The organism is Amycolatopsis kentuckyensis (genome assembly GCF_041679295.1).
In the GTDB taxonomy this organism is placed as follows: Bacteria; Actinomycetota; Actinomycetes; order Mycobacteriales; family Pseudonocardiaceae; genus Amycolatopsis; species Amycolatopsis kentuckyensis_A.
Window position 1 is genome coordinate 219,777 of the sequence record NZ_JBGDMD010000010.1, and the last position, 19,452, is coordinate 239,228.

At 71.5% G+C, this 19,452-nt stretch carries 22 protein-coding genes and 1 pseudogene; 15 read left to right on the forward strand and 8 right to left on the reverse strand.

Translation table 11 applies throughout. The annotated features are described in order from the left end of the window. Positions 1 to 82: 82 nt before the first annotated feature. From ACERZO_RS37380 to ACERZO_RS37405, 6 genes are all read right to left on the reverse strand, one after another. A complete protein-coding gene (locus tag ACERZO_RS37380; protein WP_372670615.1) occupies positions 83 to 1,414 on the reverse strand; it encodes an FAD-dependent oxidoreductase in 1,332 nt (443 codons plus the stop codon). Then, on the reverse strand, positions 1,407 to 2,069 hold the full coding sequence (locus ACERZO_RS37385) for a VC0807 family protein (protein WP_372670616.1): 663 nt from the start codon (positions 2,067 to 2,069) through the stop codon (positions 1,407 to 1,409). Before ACERZO_RS37385 ends, ACERZO_RS37380 begins: the two co-directional genes overlap by 8 nt. Continuing rightward, a complete protein-coding gene (locus tag ACERZO_RS37390) occupies positions 2,066 to 2,668 on the reverse strand; it encodes a TetR/AcrR family transcriptional regulator (RefSeq protein WP_372670617.1) in 603 nt (200 codons plus the stop codon). Before ACERZO_RS37390 ends, ACERZO_RS37385 begins: the two co-directional genes overlap by 4 nt. A 69-nt stretch (positions 2,669 to 2,737) precedes the next feature. Further along, complete coding sequence (locus ACERZO_RS37395) at positions 2,738 to 4,042, reverse strand: GGDEF domain-containing protein (protein WP_372670618.1); 1,305 nt, start codon at positions 4,040 to 4,042, stop codon at positions 2,738 to 2,740. Positions 4,043 to 4,579: 537 nt separating this feature from the next. Continuing rightward, entirely contained in the window at positions 4,580 to 5,332 is a 753-nt protein-coding gene (locus tag ACERZO_RS37400) for a glucose 1-dehydrogenase (RefSeq protein ID WP_372670619.1), read from the reverse strand. Between the two features lie 23 nt (positions 5,333 to 5,355). Beyond that, entirely contained in the window at positions 5,356 to 5,940 is a 585-nt protein-coding gene (locus ACERZO_RS37405; protein ID WP_372670620.1) for a TetR/AcrR family transcriptional regulator, read from the reverse strand. An 88-nt stretch (positions 5,941 to 6,028) separates the two neighbouring features. Between ACERZO_RS37405 and ACERZO_RS37410 the strand changes: the two genes are divergently transcribed. The 3 genes and pseudogenes from ACERZO_RS37410 to ACERZO_RS50380 all read left to right on the forward strand — a co-directional run bounded on the left by ACERZO_RS37410 (position 6,029) and on the right by ACERZO_RS50380 (position 7,348). After that, positions 6,029 to 6,421, forward strand: coding sequence for a hypothetical protein (locus ACERZO_RS37410; RefSeq protein ID WP_372670621.1), 393 nt, complete (start codon positions 6,029 to 6,031; stop codon positions 6,419 to 6,421). Positions 6,422 to 6,473: 52 nt separating this feature from the next. Beyond that, positions 6,474 to 7,046, forward strand: a pseudogene (gene ku, locus ACERZO_RS37415) (non-homologous end joining protein Ku); the annotation flags it as partial. A gap of 77 nt (positions 7,047 to 7,123) precedes the next feature. Then, positions 7,124 to 7,348 (forward strand): hypothetical protein, encoded by a 225-nt coding sequence (locus tag ACERZO_RS50380; RefSeq protein WP_444843245.1) that lies wholly within the window; start codon positions 7,124 to 7,126, stop codon positions 7,346 to 7,348. A gap of 263 nt (positions 7,349 to 7,611) precedes the next feature. Here ACERZO_RS50380 and ACERZO_RS37420 read toward each other — a convergent pair whose 3' ends face one another. Both ACERZO_RS37420 and ACERZO_RS37425 read right to left on the reverse strand, forming a co-directional pair. Then, positions 7,612 to 8,076 (reverse strand): MarR family winged helix-turn-helix transcriptional regulator, encoded by a 465-nt coding sequence (locus tag ACERZO_RS37420; protein WP_372670622.1) that lies wholly within the window; start codon positions 8,074 to 8,076, stop codon positions 7,612 to 7,614. Between the two features lie 9 nt (positions 8,077 to 8,085). Further along, entirely contained in the window at positions 8,086 to 9,876 is a 1,791-nt protein-coding gene (locus ACERZO_RS37425) for an ABC transporter ATP-binding protein (protein WP_372670623.1), read from the reverse strand. A 183-nt stretch (positions 9,877 to 10,059) separates the two neighbouring features. Between ACERZO_RS37425 and ffh the strand changes: the two genes are divergently transcribed. The 12 genes from ffh to ACERZO_RS37485 all read left to right on the forward strand — a co-directional run bounded on the left by ffh (position 10,060) and on the right by ACERZO_RS37485 (position 19,206). Next, positions 10,060 to 11,598: a signal recognition particle protein gene (gene ffh, locus ACERZO_RS37430; RefSeq protein ID WP_372670624.1), complete on the forward strand. Its 1,539-nt coding sequence runs from the start codon at positions 10,060 to 10,062 to the stop codon at positions 11,596 to 11,598. 8 nt (positions 11,599 to 11,606) lie between these two features. After that, complete coding sequence (locus tag ACERZO_RS37435) at positions 11,607 to 12,683, forward strand: amidohydrolase family protein (RefSeq protein ID WP_372670625.1); 1,077 nt, start codon at positions 11,607 to 11,609, stop codon at positions 12,681 to 12,683. A 45-nt stretch (positions 12,684 to 12,728) separates the two neighbouring features. Next, complete coding sequence (locus tag ACERZO_RS37440) at positions 12,729 to 13,454, forward strand: CPBP family intramembrane glutamic endopeptidase (RefSeq protein ID WP_372670626.1); 726 nt, start codon at positions 12,729 to 12,731, stop codon at positions 13,452 to 13,454. Between the two features lie 102 nt (positions 13,455 to 13,556). Continuing rightward, entirely contained in the window at positions 13,557 to 14,348 is a 792-nt protein-coding gene (locus ACERZO_RS37445; protein WP_372670627.1) for a CPBP family intramembrane glutamic endopeptidase, read from the forward strand. Positions 14,349 to 14,507: 159 nt separating this feature from the next. Then, positions 14,508 to 14,951, forward strand: coding sequence for a 30S ribosomal protein S16 (gene rpsP, locus ACERZO_RS37450; protein ID WP_155545316.1), 444 nt, complete (start codon positions 14,508 to 14,510; stop codon positions 14,949 to 14,951). Then, complete coding sequence (locus tag ACERZO_RS37455; RefSeq protein WP_003103110.1) at positions 14,948 to 15,187, forward strand: RNA-binding protein; 240 nt, start codon at positions 14,948 to 14,950, stop codon at positions 15,185 to 15,187. Before rpsP ends, ACERZO_RS37455 begins: the two co-directional genes overlap by 4 nt. A 22-nt stretch (positions 15,188 to 15,209) precedes the next feature. Continuing rightward, positions 15,210 to 15,722, forward strand: a complete 513-nt coding sequence (gene rimM, locus ACERZO_RS37460; RefSeq protein ID WP_372670628.1) for a ribosome maturation factor RimM — start codon at positions 15,210 to 15,212, stop codon at positions 15,720 to 15,722. A gap of 1 nt (position 15,723) precedes the next feature. Next, positions 15,724 to 16,503 carry a tRNA (guanosine(37)-N1)-methyltransferase TrmD gene (trmD, locus tag ACERZO_RS37465; protein ID WP_372670629.1) on the forward strand — a complete coding sequence of 260 codons (780 nt, stop codon included), beginning with the start codon at positions 15,724 to 15,726 and terminating at the stop codon, positions 16,501 to 16,503. 131 nt (positions 16,504 to 16,634) lie between these two features. Next, positions 16,635 to 17,003 (forward strand): 50S ribosomal protein L19, encoded by a 369-nt coding sequence (gene rplS / locus ACERZO_RS37470; protein WP_086680529.1) that lies wholly within the window; start codon positions 16,635 to 16,637, stop codon positions 17,001 to 17,003. A 31-nt stretch (positions 17,004 to 17,034) separates the two neighbouring features. Continuing rightward, positions 17,035 to 17,961: a signal peptidase I gene (lepB, locus tag ACERZO_RS37475; protein ID WP_372670630.1), complete on the forward strand. Its 927-nt coding sequence runs from the start codon at positions 17,035 to 17,037 to the stop codon at positions 17,959 to 17,961. Between the two features lie 91 nt (positions 17,962 to 18,052). Further along, complete coding sequence (locus ACERZO_RS37480) at positions 18,053 to 18,886, forward strand: ribonuclease HII (RefSeq protein WP_372670905.1); 834 nt, start codon at positions 18,053 to 18,055, stop codon at positions 18,884 to 18,886. Then, on the forward strand, positions 18,883 to 19,206 hold the full coding sequence (locus ACERZO_RS37485; RefSeq protein ID WP_003096226.1) for a DUF2469 domain-containing protein: 324 nt from the start codon (positions 18,883 to 18,885) through the stop codon (positions 19,204 to 19,206). Before ACERZO_RS37480 ends, ACERZO_RS37485 begins: the two co-directional genes overlap by 4 nt. Positions 19,207 to 19,452 lie beyond the last annotated feature (246 nt).

Genomic DNA, 19,452 nt, shown 5'->3' on the forward strand with positions numbered 1-19,452 from the left:
ATGTGGCCTTCGGTGCGTCAGACGCACCGAAGGCCACATTGGGTGCGGCTGACGCAACCAAGGCCACATTGGGGCGCTTCGGCTACACCGGTGCGCCGAGCCAGCGGTGGAGTGCTTCGTCCAGGCCGGGCCCGCCGTCCCACGCGACGTACCCGTCCGGCCGGACGAGCCGAGGTGCCGCCCCCTCTCGGCCCTCGACCCGTCCGGCCCACCCCGCCGGCACGGCCGCGCCCACCAGCACCGCGCGGCCGTCCGCGCTCGCCGGGACGTCGGTCGCGCGGCCGGTGATCCCCGGGTACGTCACGCCGATGCCCGACAGCTCCGCGGCGACCGCGCGCCGCGCCTCGGGGACCGCCAGCAGTTCCGTGACGACCTGCCGGACCGCCGCCGCGTCCGGGTCGGGTACGCCCAGGACCGCCTGGGCCCTCGTGCTGACCAGCACGCGCGCCGCGACCGGGTGGCGCTCGTCGTGGTAGCTGTCGAGCAACCCCGTGGGCGCCGTGCCGTGCACCGTCGCGGCCAGCTTCCAGCCCAGGTTCACCGCGTCCTGCAAGCCCAGGTTGAGGCCCTGGCCGCCGACCGGGAGGTGGACGTGCGCGGCGTCGCCCGCGAACAGCACCCGGCCGTGGCGGTACTGCTCCAGCTGACGGGACGCGTCGCCGAAGCGTGACGCCCACAGCACGTCGCCGACACGGATCTCCGGCCCGTGTGCCGCGGTCAGCGCGCGCTGCACCTCGTCGGCCGTGACCGGGGCGTCGCGGCCGAGCCGTTGCTGCTCCTCGCCGTAGACGATCGTGCGGTAGCGGCCGCCGGACAGCGGCAGCAGGTAGCCCGATCCCGACGTCGGCAGCGTCCAGTCCTCGGCCACGTCGGCGGGTTTGGCGGCCAGGGTGACGTCCGCGACGACCAGCGAGATCCGCGCCGCACGGCCGGGGAACGCGGCGCCCAGCAGTGTCCGGACCGTGCTGTGCCCGCCGTCGGCGGCGACCAGCCAGCCGGCGCGGTGCTCGCGGCCACCCGCGGTGACCGTCACGCCCTCGCCGTCCTGCGTCACGGCGGTGACGGCCGCGTCGCGCAGCACCGGCGTCCGCAGCCGCGCCTCGATCGCCGCCGTGACGTGCGCCTGCTCCACGCCGAGCCGGTACGGGAAGCACGTCGGCAGGTCGGTGTAGTCGATCGGGACGCCCGAGAAGTGCCCGGCGGGCAGCTTCGCCCGGACGTGCGGCTCGATCGCGGCGAGCAGGCCGCGGTCGGCCAGCACCTCGACCGACCGTGGCTGCAGGCCGAGGGCCTTCGACTGCGTGGTGGGCTCGGCGTCCCGCTCGACGACCAGGACGTCGACGCCGGCGCGCTCCAGCTCGAACGCGGTCAGCAGACCGGTCGGGCCCGCCCCCGCGACCACGACGTCAGGCATCGAGGTTCTCCTTGCGGAGGTACCAGACGTGCCAGGCGATCAGCGCGGCCAGCGCGCCGAACCACGTCACGTTGGTCACCAGCGAGATGAGGTCGATCGGCAGCGTGTAGACGAGCACGATGTGCACCACCGCGCTGCCCAGCAGCACCGCGCCCCAGGCGGCCGTGTCGATCCGCAGGCCGCGCCGGAACCGGGCGTCGGTGTCCCAGCGGCCGGCCCACGCCTGCGCCCCTTCGGCGCCGCGCTTGACCTCGGCGATCGTGCGGCCGAGCGTCAGCTGCGCCGGCCGGCCGACGAAGACCGTCACCAGCATCCACGCGCCGAACAGGCCGCCCAGCGCCGCTGTCCAGCCTTCGCGGATCACCAGCGTGCGCGGGTCGTCCGACAGCAGGCCGAGCACGACCGACAGCACCAGCACGCTCAGCGTGACCAGGGCGACGAGGTCGACCTTGCGGTTGCGGGCGATGGTCCACAGCACGTACGGCGCGGCCACCAGGACGCCGGCCATCAGCGCCCACCACTGGCTCACCCCGGCGGCACGCAGGCCGTAGAAGAGTGCCATCGGCACGACCACTTCGAACACGATGTTGCGCACGTTGGCGCGGACGAGCCGGCGCAGGCCGGCGTCGGGTTCGGTCTTCTGCTCGATCATCACGCGGATTCCCCAGTGGATTCGGGTGCGGTGGCCCGCACGTAGAGGTCGGCGAGATCGCGGCCGATGCGCGCGAGCTCGGCGGGTTCGGGCACGTTCGCCGCCGCGGTGGCGACGACGGCGTCGAGCCCGGCGGTCAGGGCGAGCGCCGTGGTCCGGGCGTCGAACGGCCCGAACGCGCCCGCCGCCTGCCCGGTGCGGAAGTGCTCCTCGAACAGCGCGAGCCGTCCGTTGACGCCGGCGCTCTGCGAACCGGCGTTCTTCACCAGGTCGATCAGCGCGCGGATTTCGGCCGGGTGCTCACCCACGAGTTCGACGTTCGATTCGACGAAGGCGCGCAGCTGCGCGACGTGCCCGACGGCGGCGTCGATGCGCGGCTGCATGAACGCCCCGGTGATCTCCTCGATCTCGGTGACGCAGGCCTTGAGCAGGTCTTCCTTGCCCGCGAAGTGGTAGCTGATCATGCCGGTGCTCGACAGCCCGGCGTGCTTCGCGATCCGGCTGAACGACGCCTTGAGGTAGCCGGCTTCGGCGATCACTTCGATCGCCGCCCGCACGATCTGGGCCCGCCGGCCGGACTCGGTGAACGTTCTTGCTCGCATGAGCAAAATTTAGCTCAGTCGAGCAAATCTGACAAGTCGCCAGGTCAGGGCAGGTATACAGGGGGTGAATCAGGCAGGCGCGGTGCCGTCGACGACCTGGTTGCGGCCCGCGTCCTTGGCCCGGTACAGGGCCTTGTCCGCGGCCTGCAGCAGCCGGTCGACGGCCGTGCCGCCGTCCGGGTAGGTCGCGACGCCGATCGATGCCGACAGGCCGCCGATCGCGCGGATGTGGCTGCCGTCCTCGTACTCGACCCGCAGGGACTCGATCGCCGAACGGATGCGCTCGGCCACCGCGAGCACCGCCGCCGGCCCGATGTCCGGCAGCAGGACGACGAACTCTTCGCCGCCGAAGCGGCCCACCGAGTCGTAGTCGCGGACCGCGCTCTTGATCGTCGCCGCGACCGCGCGCAGCACGGTGTCGCCCGCGAGGTGCCCGTGCTCGTCGTTGATCAGCTTGAAGTAGTCGAGGTCGATCATCAGCACGCCGAACGTGCTGCGCGTGCTCCGCTGGGCGCGGGCCAGTTCGCGCGACGCGAGCAGGTGCCACCCGGTCGTGTTGAACAGGCCGGTCTTCTCGTCGGTCGTCGCGGCGATCTCCAGCTGCTTGATCAGCACCGCCCGGTGCAGCACCAGCAGCGGCGGCACGATCGCGAGAGCGAGCGCGGGCAGCGTCGCCAGCGTCAACGCCGTGAGCAGGCCCAGGCAGAGCGTCGCGATCTCGAGGAGGTTGTCGCCGAGGCCACCGAAGAACGCCTTGATCGAACGCTGCGTGATCGTGAGCGCCGGGAGGATCGTGATCGCCGCGACCAGGAAGTACGTCACCGCGGCCAGCGCGATCGCGGTGACGCCTCGCCAGCCCGCCGTCAGCGCCGTGTACATGTCCGGCACGCCGAGACGGCTCAGGACGAGCTCGGCCGAGTAGCAGGTGACGACGACGAGCGTCGCGTTCAGCGTCGTCCGGAACGGCGGGACGCGCTTCATCCGCGCGAGGCTGCGCGTCGCCAGGTGCGCGTACAGGACGGCGATCAGCGCCGCGACGAGCGCGGGCGGCAGGAGCAGCACGCCGGCGAACGTCCAGACCGACGTCAGGTTGATGTGCGGGGTGTCGGACACCAGCCGGCGGACGCGCTCGATCTTGCGGCCCAGCTCGGCCTGCAGCACGCCGAGGATCGCGAGGACGGTGAAGACGACCAGGTCCCACCCGTGCGCGGGCACGACGACGGCGGTCCAGGCGGTGGCCACGAGGGCGACGGACTCGACGAGGAAGCAGTAGAAGATCAGTGACCCGCGCTGCCGCCAGAGGGTCCAGTGAGCAGGGTTCAGCGCCCCTCGGATCCGGCCCGCTCGGGGTTCGGCCGGACGGGCGCCGTCCATACTCAAGGCGGTGCAACTCCCCTGGGTGATTCGACGATCCGCGTCCACTTCACCACATTGGGCGACCGCGATCGACGATTGCCACACGATCGGAGCAGCGAAGGGAGGCCGCCGCCATGCGCAACCGCGAGTCCTGACGCCCCGGCCGATGTCCGCGCTACGCCGGAAGGAGGCCGTCATGCGCAACCGCGAGTCCTGAACCGCCACTCCCCGTACCGCCGCCCGAGAGGAGAACTGCCGTGCGCAACCGCGAGTCCTGAACCGCCGCAGCCCGCCCCTCCGCCCGAAAGGAGCCGTGTCGTGCGCAACCGCGAGTCCTGAAACCCGACGTCCTGCCGTTACGCGCGAGAGGAGAGCCCCGTGCGCAACCGCGAGTCCTGAACCCGCAGGTCACCCGTCCGCACCCCCGGAAGGAGCCGCGCCGTGCGCAACCGCGAGTCCTGAGCCCGCCGCCACCCAGTCCGTCCCGCACGAGAGGGGATCGTCACCATGCGCAACCGTGAGTCCTGAAGGAGCCGCGGGCCCGGGTGGGGCCGCTCAGGCGGTCGCCCCGCCGTCGACCACCAGGTCGTGCCCCACGGTGAAGGCCGCTTCGTCCGAAGCCAGCCACAGCACCGCGGCGGCCACCTCGGCGGTGGCTCCCACCCGGCCCAGCGGGATCGCCCCCTTGAGCCGTTCCGCGCGATCGGCGTCCGTCTCGCCGGGGCGCCGCGACATGTCCGTGTCGGTCGCGCCCGGGCTGACCGCGTTGATGCGGACGCGATCGGCGATGTGGTCGCGCGCCGCCGTTCGGGTCAGCGCGCTCACCGCGGCCTTCGACGCCGCGTAGGCCGCCATGTTCGGCAGCCTGCCGTGTGCGCCGATGTTCGACGCGATGTTGACGATCGCGCCGCCGCCGTGCGCCCGCATATGCGAGACCTCGTGCTTCACGCACAGCCAGGTCCCCGTGACGTTCGTGGCCAGCACCGCGCCGAAGCCGTCCTCGTCGAGGTCCGCGGCCGGTGCCGGCGACCCGAGGATGCCCGCGTTGTTGACCGCCACGTGCAGCCCGCCGTGCCGCGCGACGACCGTCTCGACCATCCGCGCTACGTCTCCCGAATCGGTGACGTCCACCGTCACCGCACTCGCGTCCCCGCCGATCTCCTTCACCGCGGCGGCGAGCCGCTGCTCGTCCCGGCCCGCGACGACCACTGTCGCGCCCTCCGCCGCGAACGCCCGCGCGGTGTCCCGTCCGATGCCCGAGCTGCCGCCCGTCACCAGGACGACCTTGCCCGCGAACCGTGCCCCCATCGTGTGCCTTCTTTCTGGTCTGATCAGTCTTGAATGAGTCGTAAAGCCTGCGAAATGGCCGCGTCCAGCCGGCTCGCCGCGTCCGCGCTCTTGCCCAGGACGCGCAGTCCTTGGAGCACGGTGAGCAGGAATCGCGCGAGTGTCGCCGGATCGCTGCCGTCGGGGAGTTCTCCCTGGGATCGCGCGCGTTCCAGCGCCATGGTGAGGGCGACCTCGAGGGTGTCCCAGCTGCGCTCCACCAGCCGCGCGACCTCGGGGTCGTGGGGGAGCAGCTCGATCGCCGCGTTGACGACGAAGCAGCCCATCCTGGTCTCGTCGCCGAGGATTTCCGCCTGGTAGCCGTCGAAAAGCCGCCGCACCGCGGCCACGCCCGAGCCCGGTCCCGACAGCTCGGCCACGACCCGGGCGTCGGTCCGCTCGGCGTACCGCTTCAACGCTGTCACGTAGAAGTCGTGCTTCGTGCCGAAGGTGGCGTACAGGCTCGCCTTGGCGACGCCGAGGTGCGTGACGAGGTCGCTGACCGACGTCGCTTCGTAGCCCTGCTGCCGGAACAGCGCGAGCGCGGCGTCGCAGGCTTCGTCGACGTCGAACTCCTTGACCCGGGACATGGAACGGACTCTACTTCTTTCGAGAACGATCGGTCAAATAAAGGCGCGACGGTGTGTCGCCGTAGCTGGCAGCGGGTGCGGTGGCACGATGGCTGCTCTGACCGGCTCGAGGGGGTGGGTGATGCACGACGTGACGCTGCCGCCGACGGTCGTCGCCGCCCACCTGCGCTCCTGCGCCGAGGAACTCGCCGCGAGCCTGCGCTGCGGCGGCCCGGGCGCCACGACCGCCGAGCTCACCGACGTCGTCGCCCACCTGATCGCCGGTCAGGAAGCCATCTCCCACGCGCTCGCCGGCCTCGCCGCCCGTGTCGAAGGCGGGGCGAACGCGCTCGCCGCGGCCCCGCCGCTGGACGTCGAGGTCGTCACCGAGGTGCTCCGCGCGGCCGCCATCGCGGCCCGCTGTTCGGCCGAAGCGCTCGACGAGGTCACGCCGTCGTTCGAATGTGTGAGCGAATCCGTCGCGCCTGACACCCGTTTGTAGCTGTCGGCGCGCGAGGTCGCTTGCCTAGCCTGGAGCTGCGGAGGTGGCTCGCATGCGCGCAGTCTGGACGGGCACGATCGGGTTCGGCAGCTACGCCGTTCCGGTGAAGGCGTACAGCGCGACGGAGGACCGCGAGCTGCCGCTGCACCAGGTCCACGAGGCCGACGGCGGCCGCGTCCGGGTGAAGCGGGTCTGCGAGGTCGACGGCGCCGAGGTGCCGCCCGAGCAGATGGTCCGCGGGTACGCCGTCCCGGGCGGTGACGTCGTGCTGCTGTCGGACCACGAGCTCGCGTCGCTGCCGATGCCCGGCCGCACGATCGCGATCCGCGGGTTCGCGCCGCTCGCCGACGTCGACCCGATCTGGTTCGCGAAGAGCTACTACCTCGAGCCGGAGCCGGCGGGGACGAAGCCGTACGTGCTGTTCAGCGAGGCCCTGCAGGAGTCGGGGCGGCTTGCGCTGGTCACCGTCGCGCTGCGCCGCCGCGAGACCCTCGGCGCGCTGCGCGTGCGCGACCAGGTGATCGTGCTGGAGACGATGCGGTGGCCGGACGAGGTCCGCGCGTCCGACTTCCCGTTCCGCCACGCCGACGTCGACATCCGGCCGGGTGAGCTCCGGCGCGCGGTGAACCTCGTCGAGGAGCTGGCCGGCGACTTCGACCCCGGCCGCGCTACCCCGACCGTTACCGCGAGGCCTTCCAGGCGTTGGTCCAGGCGAAGATCGACGGCGCGGAGGTCGTCCAGCCGACGGCGGCCGAGCAGGTGGAGGGCGTCACGCGGCTGCTGGCGGCCCTCCAGGAGACGGCGTCCGAAGCCGAGGACGCGCGCAACGCGGCCGTGGCGAAGGCGAAAGCTGCCGCGTCGAGGGCGGCGAAGGCGCGTACAACGGCGAAGCGAGCGGCTGGTCGTGGCCGCGCGAAGACGCCTTGAGTATTACTACCCACGGGTAATTGAGGGTTCTCCCACTGCTGGCCGGGTACCCGGCCGCGGCAGACTTCGTCCTGCCAGCGGGTACCGGACCGCCGGCAGGGGGGAGAACCGGACGGCCCCTGGGGAGGTGAGCCGTCCGGGGACCAGGGTTCCGGGGCGGGCCGACGGAGGAGCGGCCCGTTCCGGAATCCGCATCGCACCGCGGGGAGGCGGCGCGAACGCCGAAGCCGCCGTGGAGGGATCGAGGGGTCTCCGCGGCGGCTTTAGGCGTCCGCCACCCGCAGCATCAGCTCCGAAGCCAGGCTCAGCAGCTGCCGTTCGGTCGGCGACAGCGTCGCCTCGATCGCGCCGGCCAGCCAGCGCTCGCGTCGGACGCTGTACTCGCGCAGCACCGCCAAGCCGGCCGGCGTGATGCTGACCAGCGACCGGCGCCCGTCCGCCGGATCGGGGGAGCGCGTCACCAGCTCGCGTTCGGTCACCCACGCGAGGATCCGCGTCAGCGATTGCGGCTGCAGCCGTTCCGCTTCGGCCAGCTCGGTCGGCGTGTGCGTGCCCGCCCGGTAGAGCCGGCTCAGCACCGCCAGCACCGCCGGGCCCGGGCCGCTGGGGTCGCGCTCCGCGCGCATCCGCCAGTTCAGCCGCCCGACGCCTTCGCGGACCCGGTGGGCCAGCTCGGCCAGCTCGGGGTCCGCGCTGACCGGTGGTGCGACGTCGGGTTCGGGCTGCATGGCCCCAGGTTAGGCGGTTCCCCGGACCAGCCGGGCATAACGCCCGTCGCGCGCCAGCAGCTCGTCGTGCGTCCCGCGTTCGACGATCCGGCCCTCGTGCAGCACCACGATCTGGTCGGCGTGCTCCACAGTGGACAGCCGGTGCGCGATGGTCAGCGTCGTGCGGCCCGCGGCGAGCCGGTCGAGCTCGGCCTGCACCGAGCGTTCCGTGCGCGTGTCGAGCGCGCTGGTCGCCTCGTCGAGGATGAGCACCGGCGGGTTGCGCAGCAGGATCCGCGCGATCGCCATCCGCTGCTTCTCGCCGCCGGAGAAGCGGTAGCCGCGCTGGCCGACGACGGTGTCGTAGCCCTCGGGCAGCCCGGCGAGCGTGTCGTGGATGTGCGCTGCCTTCGCGGCGGCCTCGATCTCCTCGTCGGTCGCGTCCGGCTTCGCGAAGCGCAGGTTCTCCCGGACGGTGTCGTGGAACAGGTACGTCTCCTGCGACACCATCCCGACGCCGGCGGCGAGCGAGGCCAAGGTGACGTCGCGGACGTCGGTGCCGTCGATCGTCACCGTCCCGTCGCTCACCTCGTACAGCCGCGCCACCAGGTAGGCGAGCGTTGTCTTGCCGGAGCCGGTCGAGCCGACGAGCGCCGTCGTGGTCCCCGCCGGGACGTCGAGGTCGACGTCTTCCAACGTCAGCGGACCGTCTTCGTCGTACCGGAAGCAAACCCCGCGCATCGAGACATCGCCGCGGCGCACCTCCAGGGTGCCGGCGCCGGGCTTGTCCCCGATCTCCACCGGCAGGTCGAGGACCTCGAAGATGCGCCCGAACAGCGCCTTCGACGTCGCCACGTTCTGCCCGATCGTCTGCATCGCGCTCGCCGGGGCGACCAGCCGGTTGAGCATGCTGGTGAACGCCACGACGGTGCCGAGCGAGATCGGGGACGCCCCACCCGCCAGCGCCAGCCCGGCGATCCAGTAGACCAGCGCCGGGATGACGGTCAGGCTCATCGCCCGCGACGCGATCTGCCAGCGGCCGGCCAGCGCCGCCGCCCGTTCGAGGGACGCGATCTCCCGCGACTCGGCGCCGAACCGTTCGCGCATCGCCCGTTCGTTGCCCATCGTCTTCGCTAGCAGCACGCCGGTGACCGAGAGGGACTCTTCGACCATCGTCGTCAGCCGGGCCATCCGCCGGGTCCGGCCGCGGGCCAGGTTCCGCCGCTTCTTGCCCAGCCGCAGCGTGAACAGCAGGAACAGCGGGACGACGATCAGCGAGAGCGCCGCGAGCTGCCAGTCGAGCAGGATGAGCGCCACTGTGATGGCGGTCGTCGTCGTCAGGTTCTGCACCATCGACCCGGCGGTCGTCGTGATGACGTTGTCGACGCCGCCGATGTCGTTGAACACCCGCGAGAGCACTTCGCCGCTCTTCGTCCGGGTGAAGAAGCCGAGCGACATCCGCTGCAGGTGGCCGTAGACCGCCACGCGCAGCTCGTTCATCACGCGCTGCCCGATCGTGTTGGACAGCCCGGTGGTGGCCACGCCCAGCGACGCGCTGCCGACCGCGCAGGCGATCATCCCGCCCGCCAGGAAGCTCAGCAGCAGCGTGTCGCGGTGCGGGAGGGCGTCGTCGAGGATCTCGCGCAGCAGGAACGGCGAAGTCACGCCGAGCCCGGCCTGCACGACGATCAGCGCGAACAGCGCGGCGAGGGGGCCGCGGTGCGCGTGGAACAGGCCGGCGATCCGCCGGAGGGGGACCGGCTCGTCGGTGTCGGTGGTGGGCTCGGCGAGCGACGGACGGGCTCTGGTCGCGGAGGTCATACGCCTATGTTTACCGAATCGCGCGCAGCTTTCCAGCTATTTCCCCAAGCGAGGCCTTGGGGTAGTACGCATGCGTGTACGACGTGCGCGTACCCGTGAGGCCGACGACCTGGAGCGACTACCCTCGGGAGGGCCGGCCTCGTCCGGCGCGCCACCATCGACCCAGCTGGAGCGTGCACACCCGTGTTCGACACCCTGTCCGATCGGCTCACCGCCGCCCTGCAGACGCTCACGCGCAAGGGGAAGCTGTCCGACGCCGACATCGACGCCACCGCGCGCGAGATCCGCATCGCGCTGCTGGAGGCCGACGTCGCCCTCGGCGTGGTCAAGACCTTCATCGCGAGGATCAAGGAGCGGGCGAAGGGCGCCGAGGTCTCCCAGGCCCTCAACCCCGCGCAGCAGGTCATCAAGATCGTCAACGAGGAGCTCGTCGGGATCCTCGGCGGCGAGACGCGCCGGCTGAACCTGGCCAAGAACCCGCCGACCGTGATCATGCTGGCCGGTCTGCAAGGTGCCGGCAAGACGACGCTCGCGGGCAAGCTCGCGCTGTGGCTGAAGAAGCAGGGCCACGCGCCGATGCTGGTCGCCTGCGACCTCCAGCGTCCCAACGCCGTCACGCAGCTGCAGGTCGTCGGCGAGCGAGCCGGCGTCGTCACCTTCGCGCCCGAACCGGGCAACGGCGTCGGCGACCCGGTCGACGTCGCCCGCCGAGCCATCGCCGAAGCCAGGCACGCGCAGCACGACGTCGTCGTGGTCGACACCGCGGGCCGCCTCGGTGTCGACGAAGAGCTGATGAAGCAGGCCGCGGACATCCGCGACGCCGTCGAGCCGGACGAGGTCCTGTTCGTCGTCGACGCGATGATCGGCCAGGACGCCGTGACCACGGCCCAGGCGTTCCAGGACGGCGTCGGCTTCTCCGGCGTCGTGCTCACCAAGCTCGACGGCGACGCCCGCGGTGGTGCCGCGCTGAGCGTCCGCGAGATCACCGGCCAGCCGATCCTCTTCGCCTCCAACGGCGAGAAGCTCGAGGACTTCGACACCTTCCACCCGGACCGGATGGCGTCGCGGATCCTCGGCATGGGTGACGTGCTCACCCTGATCGAGCAGGCCGAGCAGGCCTTCGACCAGAAGCAGGCCGAGAAGGCCGCGGAGAAGCTCTCCAGCGGCCAGCTCACCCTGGAGGACTTCCTCGAGCAGATGCTCGCGGTCCGCAAGATGGGCCCGATCGGCAACCTGCTCGGCATGCTCCCGGGCGCCGGCCAGATGAAGGACCAGCTGGCCCAGGTCGACGACAAGCACCTGGACAAGCTGCAGGCGATCATCCGCGGCATGACCCCGGCCGAGCGCGAAGACCCGAAGATGATCAACGGCTCCCGGCGGTTGCGCATCGCGAACGGCTCGGGCGTCACGGTCCGCGAGGTCAACGACCTGGTCAACCGGTTCTTCGAGGCCCGCAAGATGATGGCCCAGATGGCCGGCCGGTTCGGCTTCGGCGGCGGGGGCGGCGGCTCCAAGTCCCGCAAGGGCAAGAAGGGCAAGAAGGGGCGCGGCCCCACGCCGCCCAAGGTCCGCGGCGGCTTCCCCGGCGGCATGCCGATGCTGCCCCCGGGCGGGCAGATGCCGGGCGGGATGCCCGACCTGTCGCAGCTGGGCGGCATGAACGACGTCCCGGGCTTCGACCCCTCGAAGTTCAAGCTGCCGAAGAACCCGAAGGACAATTGAGCAGGGCGTTGGGGAAGACACTGCACGCCGCCGGGGTGGTCCTGCCCGGCGGCGAGTCCCGCGAACTGTGGATCACCGGTGGCCGGATCTCGTTCGAGCCGGTGCCGGACGCCGAGACGCTGGGCCGGGACGTCTTCCTCGTGCCGGGCCTGGTCGACGCGCACTGCCACCCCGGCATCGGCGTCGGCGGCCCCGTGTCGCTCGAAGAGGCGACGGAGCAGGCGCTCACCGACCGGGCCGCGGGCACGCTGCTGATCCGCGACTGCGGGCTCCCGATCGACGTCCGGCCGCTGCAACGGCGCGCCGACCTGCCGACGATCATCCGCGCCGGGCAGCACCTGGCGCTGGCCAAGCGGTACATCCCCGGGCTCGGCATCGAGCTGGAGGACCCGTCGCAGCTGCCGGACGCCGTCGCCGAGCAGGCCCGGGACGGCGACGGCTGGGTCAAGCTCGTCGGCGACTGGATCGACCGCGGTGTGGGCGACCTCGCGCCGCTCTGGCCGGACGACGTCCTGGCCGAGGCCGTCAAAGTGGCGCACGAGAACGGCGCCCGCGTCACCGCGCACGTCTTCGGCGAAGCCGCGCTGCCCGGCCTGATCGCGTCGGGCATCGACTGCCTCGAACACGGCACCGGGCTCAGCGGCGACCAGCTCGCGGAGCTGGCGCGCAACGACGTCGCGCTGGTCCCGACCCTGATCAACATCGACAACTTCCCGGGCATCGCGGACAAGGCCGGCAAGTACCCGGCGTACGCCGAGCACATGCGGGCGCTGCACGCGGGCGTCGGCGAGATGGTCGCCACGGCGATCGAAGCGGGCGTACGCGTCTTCGCGGGCAGCGACGCGGGCGGCATGGTCGAGCACGGCCGGCTCGTCGACGAGATCGAGGCGCTGCACCGCGCCGGCATGACCCGCGAGGCGGCGCTGGCGAGCGCGTCGTGGGCCGCCCGCGACTGGCTCGGCCACCCCGGCATCGCCGACGGCGCGCCCGCCGACCTGCTCGTCTACGCGAGTGATCCCCGCGAGGACCTGGGCGTCCTGCGCCACCCTTCGCACATCGTGCTCGGCGGTGTGGTGTACGCGTAGACCCCGCCGATTTCCTTGCGGGGTCGGCACTTTAGCGTTGGGCCCGTGACGGACGACGACGGCGCACGGCGCGTGCTGGGGGCGCACTGGTGTTTCGTGGCGTTCTTCGCGGGGATCGCCGGCTACTACCTGATCAACCTGATCATCGCCGCGGGGGTCAACCGCAACGTCGGCGAGTTCGACCCCCTCGAGCTGCACGACATCGGCCCGCTGTTGCTCCTGGCGTTCGTGCCCAACCTGCTGCTCGGCCTCGGCCCCGCGGTCGGGTCGTGGCGCTGGGGCGAGGGCCTGAGCGCCGACTTCGGACTGAAGCCGACCTGGCGCGACGTCCGGATCGGCCTCGCCTGCGGCGCCCTCGCGCTGGTCGTCGGCTACGGGCTCAACCTCGTGCTGATCGCCGTCTACGGCGCCGACGACGTCTCCGACAGCCCGCTGACCGACCTCGCCGACACCTTCGACGGCGACACCGTCTGGCTGGTGCTCGCCGCGGTGATCGTCATCGCCGGCGCGCCGATCACCGAAGAGCTGCTGGTCCGCGGCACGCTGTGGAAGGCGCTGGCGTTCCACCGGGTCCCGCCGTGGGTGGTGCTGCTGCTCACCTCGGTGGTGTTCGCCCAGCTGCACGGCGAGCCGACGCGCACGATCGCGCTCATCGGCCAGGGCATGGCCATCGGGCTGGCCCGGCACCTTTCCGGCCGGGTGAGCGCCGGGGTCATCGCGCACGCGGCCAACAACCTGCCGCCCGCGGTGCTGCTGTTCGTCGCGCACTGAGGGTGTTGCGAGAATCGTGCACAGTAGTCGGACGGATACTGTGCGATCACTTTGCGGCCGCTAGGCTCGTCGTAGGAGCCGAGCGACCGCGGAGGGCCAGGCGTGACCACTTCCCAGCCCCGGGACCCGGCTTCCGACGCGCTGCCGGAGCCCGAGGAGCCGGCCGCGTTCCTCGAATCCCCGCGGCGGCACCGGTGGGGCTTCGGGGCCTTCCTGCTCGTCGAGGCCGTGCTGCTGGCGTCGGCGGCGTTCGTGTCGGTGCTGGTCGGCGACACCGGCCCCGGCCCGCTGCCGATCCGGGTCGTGCTGCTCGGCACGATGCTGCCGACGATGATCGCGGCCGGCGTCGCGGTGCTGATCACCTACCTGCGCGGCAACGGTCCCGTCGTCGACCTGCGGCTGGAGTGGCGCTGGGCCGACGTCCGCACCGGGTTCCGCTTCGGCTGTATCGGGCTCGTGTTCACCACTCTCGGCGCCTACCTCTGGACGCAGCTGGTCGGCAACGCGAACGCGACGTCGGCGATCAGCGCGCTGGTCGAGGACCGGAAGATGTCGATTTCCGCGGCCATCGTGATGTTCGTCTACCTCTGGCTGCTCGGCCCGATCTGCGAGGAGGTCATCTACCGCGGCCTGCTCTGGGGCGCCGCCGAACAGCTGCAGTGGCGCAGCGAGCGCTGGGGCCGCGTGGCGGCGTTCCTGCTGTCGACGGCGGTGTTCGCGGCCAGCCACCTCGAGCCGCTGCGGACGACGTTGCTGCTGGTCATCGCGGTGCCGATCGGCCTGGCCCGGCTGGTCACCGGGCGGCTGCCGGCCAGTATCGTCGCCCACCAGGTGAACAACTTCCTCCCGGCGCTGACCATCCTGCTCGGGGCGCTCGGGGTGGCCTCTTTCTAGGTGCGCGGGCGCCGTCTGGCAGAATGGTTCACTGCCTGCTTCCGCCGGACCCTCTCACCGTGCGAAAGCTCCTGACCTTCGGGTGCCCGCGTCCGTGTCCCCACTCGGCTCGCGTGCGCCCAGCCCAGCACCAGAGAGACTCGAGGAGAACCCACACCCGTGGCCGTCAAGATCAAGCTGCAGCGCCTCGGCAAGATCCGTGCGCCGTACTACCGCATCATCGTCGCCGACGCGCGCACCCGCCGGGACGGCAAGGCCATCGAGACGATCGGCAAGTACCACCCGAAGGAAGAGCCGAGCCTGATCGAGGTCGTCTCCGAGCGCGCCCAGTACTGGCTGGGTGTCGGCGCGCAGCCGACCGAGCCGGTCCAGCGCCTGCTGGAGATCACCGGTGACTGGCAGAAGTTCAAGGGCCTGCCGGGCGCCGAGGGCACCCTGAAGGTGGCCGAGCCGAAGCCGTCCAAGCAGGACCTGTTCAACGCGGCCCTGGCCGCGGCCGGCGAGGAGCCCTCCACCGAGGCCACCACGCCGAAGAAGAAGTCCGCCCCCAAGAAGGCCGAGGCCGAGAAGGCCGAAGCCACCGAGGGTGAGAAGGCCGAGTGAGCTTTCTGGCTGACTCCCTCGAGCACCTGGTGCGCGGGATCGTCGACAACCCGGACGAGGTCCGGGTCGAGCTGCTGACCACACGTCGTGGCCGCACGCTCGAGGTGCACGTGCACCCCGACGACCTCGGCAAGGTGATCGGCCGGGGCGGGCGCACCGCGACCGCCCTGCGCACCGTCATGGGTGGCATCGGTGGCCGCGGCGTCCGCGTCGACGTCGTCGACACCGACCGCTGAGCCTCATCGAAACACGGTCAGGATGGACGTCGTAGTCGGCCGCATCGCGAAGGCGCACGGCATCCGCGGGGAACTCGCGGTGGACGTGCGCACGGACTCGCCGGACGAGCGGTTCAGGATCGGTGCGGCCGTCACGACGAAGCTGCGTGACGGCAGCAAGAGGGAACTCACCATCGCAGCCGCCCGCGAACACAGCGGGCGGCTGCTGGTGCGTTTCGAGGAGGTCCTGACCCGCGACGTCGCCGAGACGCTGCGGGGCGCGCTCCTGCTCGCCGACACCGACACGCTGCCGCCGACGTCGGACCCCGACGAGTTCTACGACCACGAGCTGGCCGGCCTGCGGGCCGAGCTGGCCGACGGGACGGTCGTCGGCAAGGTCGTCGAGGTCGTCCACTCGCCGGCGGGCGAGCTGCTGGAGCTGGACGTCGAGGGCCGCGAGGTGCTCGTGCCGTTCGTCCGCGCGATCGTCCCCACGGTGGACGTCCCGGGCGGCCGGGTCGTGCTCGACCCGCCGGAAGGGCTCCTGGACGCCTGAGATGCGCATCGATGTCGTCACGATCTTCCCGGAGTACCTCGACCCGCTGCGCGCCGCGCTGCTGGGCCGCGCGATCGACCGCGGCCTGATCGAGGTCGGCGTGCACGACCTGCGCGACTGGACCCAGGACGTCCACCGCGCGGTCGACGACGCGCCGTACGGCGGCGGCCCCGGCATGGTGATGAAGCCGCAGATCTGGGGTCCGGCGCTGGACGACGTCTGCACGTCCGGGACGCGGCTCGTCGTGCCGACGCCGGCGGGCAAGCCGTTCACCCAGGAACTGGCCCACGCCTACGCCGCGGAAAAGCACCTGGTGTTCGCCTGCGGCCGGTACGAGGGCATCGACCAGCGGGTCGTCGACGACGCCGCGCGCCGGATGCCGGTCGACGAGGTGTCGATCGGCGACTACGTGCTGGTCGGCGGCGAGGCGGCGGTGCTGGTCATCGTCGAGGCCGTCGTCCGGCTGCTGCCCGGCGTGCTCGGCAACGCGCGTTCGGCCGCCGAGGACTCGTTCTCCGACGGCCTGCTCGAAGGGCCCAGCTACACGCGCCCGGAGGTGTGGCGGGACCTGGCCGTACCGGACGTGCTGCGGTCGGGCAACCACGCGCTGATCGACCGCTGGCGGCGTGACCAGGCCCTCGAGCGCACGGCCCGCCGCCGCCCCGATCTCCTGGCGCGGCTGCCGGAAGGTAGTCTCGACAAGCACGATCGCGGGGTCCTGGAGGGCTTGGACCCCGAGCAGGCTCAGGGCCGGTTCCGGCCGCCCGATCCCGGTCTGTAATACTTGACAGGTTGGCGTGAGTGGACTGGCCGTCCACCAGCCCGCCTTCAGCCCCCCGGGTCGCCCGCAGCTTGACCGCTGCGCGCCCGGGATCTGTACGCAAGCCATACGAAGACGAGGACGGACCACCGATGAACACCCTGGACGCGCTGGACAAGCAGTCGCTGCGTTCCGACATCCCGGACTTCCGCCCGGGCGACACGCTCAAGGTGCACGTCCGCGTCATCGAGGGCAACCGCGAGCGCAACCAGGTCTTCCAGGGCGTCGTGATCCGCCGTCAGGGCGGCGGCATCCGGGAGACCTTCACCGTTCGCAAGATCTCCTTCGGCGTCGGCGTGGAGCGCACCTTCCCGGTGCACTCGCCGAACATCGCCGAGGTCGAGGTCCACAAGCGCGGTGACGTGCGGCGCGCGAAGCTGTACTACCTGCGCGACCTGCGCGGCAAGAAGGCCAAGATCAAGGAGCGCCGCGAGAACCGCGAGACGGCCTCGGCTAACTGAGTCACAACCCGGTTACCGGTAGCCTGACGACGTGGCCGAACCCGTGTCCCAGAACGCTCCTGAGGATGACCCCGATCGCTCCGAGGAGGACCAGCCGAGGCGGTCCCGCTCCGAGGAGCGCGGGGGGTCCCGACGGCGGCGAGCCAAGCCCGCCAAGAAACGGTCGTTCTGGAAGGAACTGCCGATCCTGCTCGTGATCGCCCTGGTGCTCACGATCCTGATCCAGACATTCCTCGCGAAGGTCTTCATGATCCCTTCGGGGTCCATGGAGGCCACCCTGCACGGGTGCCCCGGCTGCACCGGTGACCGGATCCTCGTCGACCGGGTCACCTACGACTTCACCGAGCCCTCGCCGGGCGACGTGATCGTGTTCAAGGGCCCGCCGGCGTGGGTCAACAACGAGATCGCGCCGCAGGAGTCGAGCAACATCGTCGTCCAGGGCCTGCGTGGTCTCGGCTCGCTGGTCGGGTTCGCCCCGCCGGACGAGCGCGACTTCGTCAAGCGCGTGATCGCGGTCGGCGGCCAGACGGTCCAGTGCTGCGACACGCAGGGCCGGGTCGTCGTGGACGGCAAGGGGCTCGACGAGCCGTACGTCCACTGGGAAGACCCGTCCAACCAGGCCGAGCGGCCCTTCGAGCCGGTCAAGGTCCCCGCCGGGACGGTGTGGGTCATGGGCGACAACCGCAACAACTCCGACGACTCCCGGTTCCAGGGTGGCGGCGGCGTGAACGGCGCGGTCCCCGTGGACAACATCATCGGCAAGGCGCGGATCATCGTCCTGCCGCCGAGCCGGTGGGGCGGGATCACCGACCACAACCCGCAGGAAGCGGCCCAGCCGGTGGCGCTCGGCGCGCCGGCCTGGCAGAGCGGCATCCCGCTCGGTGCCGGGGTCGCGGCGGCGTGGCCGGCGCTCTTCCTGGGGCGCAAGCTGAAGTCCGGACTCCGCCGGAAACGCTAGCCACCCCGATCCGTGTCGGCAGACGGGTGATCCAGCCTTGACTCTTCCCGTTCCCCTCACCGCGGCCGAGCCGATCCGGCCGCCGCGGGCCGTGGTGCGCGGCGACCTCTTCTGGGGTCTGCAGGGCGCGCTCGACCGCCGTGGCCTCGGCCCGGTCGCCGGTGTGGACGAAGCAGGTGCCGGAGCGTGCGCGGGGCCGCTGGTGGTCGCGGCCTGCGTGCTCAAGCAGGGTGACGCGAAGCTCACCGAGCTGACGGACTCGAAGCTGATGACGGCGAAGGCGCGCGACCGCGTCTACGACCTGATCCTCAAGCGCGCCGTCGACTACTCGGTGATCGTCATCCCCACGGCCGAGGTCGACCTCTACGGCATCCGGGTGATGAACCTGGAGGGCATGCGGCGCGCGGCGGCGGCGCTGCGCGGGTCTCCGGGCTACATCCTCACCGACGGGTTCCGGGTCCCGGGCCTGACGGCGCCGAACGCGGCGGTGATCAAGGGCGACCGCTCGGTGGCGTGCATCGCGGCCGCGTCGGTGCTGGCGAAGGTGACGCGAGACCGCATCATGGCGGGCTACCACGACGACCTCCCGCACTACGGTTTCGACGTGCACAAGGGCTACAGCACGTCCGACCACCTGGCGGCGCTGCGCGAGCACGGCCCCAGCGACGTCCACCGGTGGTCGTACACGAACGTCGCGACGGTGGCCGTCAAGCACGGCCTGCGGCCGACGCGGCCGGTCGTGCTGACCTACGCGGCGCTGGAGAAGGCCATGGAGTCCGGGACCGCGGCGAGCCTGACCGCGGTCCTCGACGAGGCACTCGAGCCACAACTCAGCCTGCCGCTGCATGCCCCGGGCGCGGGTGTGGGTCACAATGAACGCTCCGCCGGAGCAGCACGAGCCCGAGGAGGGGCGCGGATTTCATGAGCGCAGAGGATCTCGAGAAGTACGAGACCGAGATGGAGCTCTCGCTGTACCGCGAGTACCGCGACATCGTCGGCCAGTTCTCGTACGTGGTGGAGACCGAGCGGCGGTTCTACCTGGCGAACGCGGTCGACGTCCAGGTCCGCGACGGCGGCGGCGAGGTGTACTTCGAGGTCCGCATGTCCGACGCGTGGGTCTGGGACATGTACCGCCCGGCCCGGTTCGTCAAGCACGTCCGGGTCATCACGTTCAAGGACGTCAACGTCGAGGAGCTCGACAAGCCGGACCTGAGGTTGCCCGAGGACGGCCCGTTCTCGGGCTGAGCCCCCGTCTTCACCCGCGCCGGTTCGTCCTTTCGGACGAGCCGGCGCTTTTTTGCCCTGTAGCACAACGGACCGACAATCCCGGCCGCCCCGCGGCGATCCGTGGACGAGTTGTCCACATACCCCCGGTTGTCCACAGCCCGGCGTTTCCGGCCTGGTTTCGCCCCCGCGCCCCCTGGCATCGTCGAACGCACACGCACCGTGATCGCCGGGACCGCCCCGGTGACCGGCGCACCGACGAGGGGG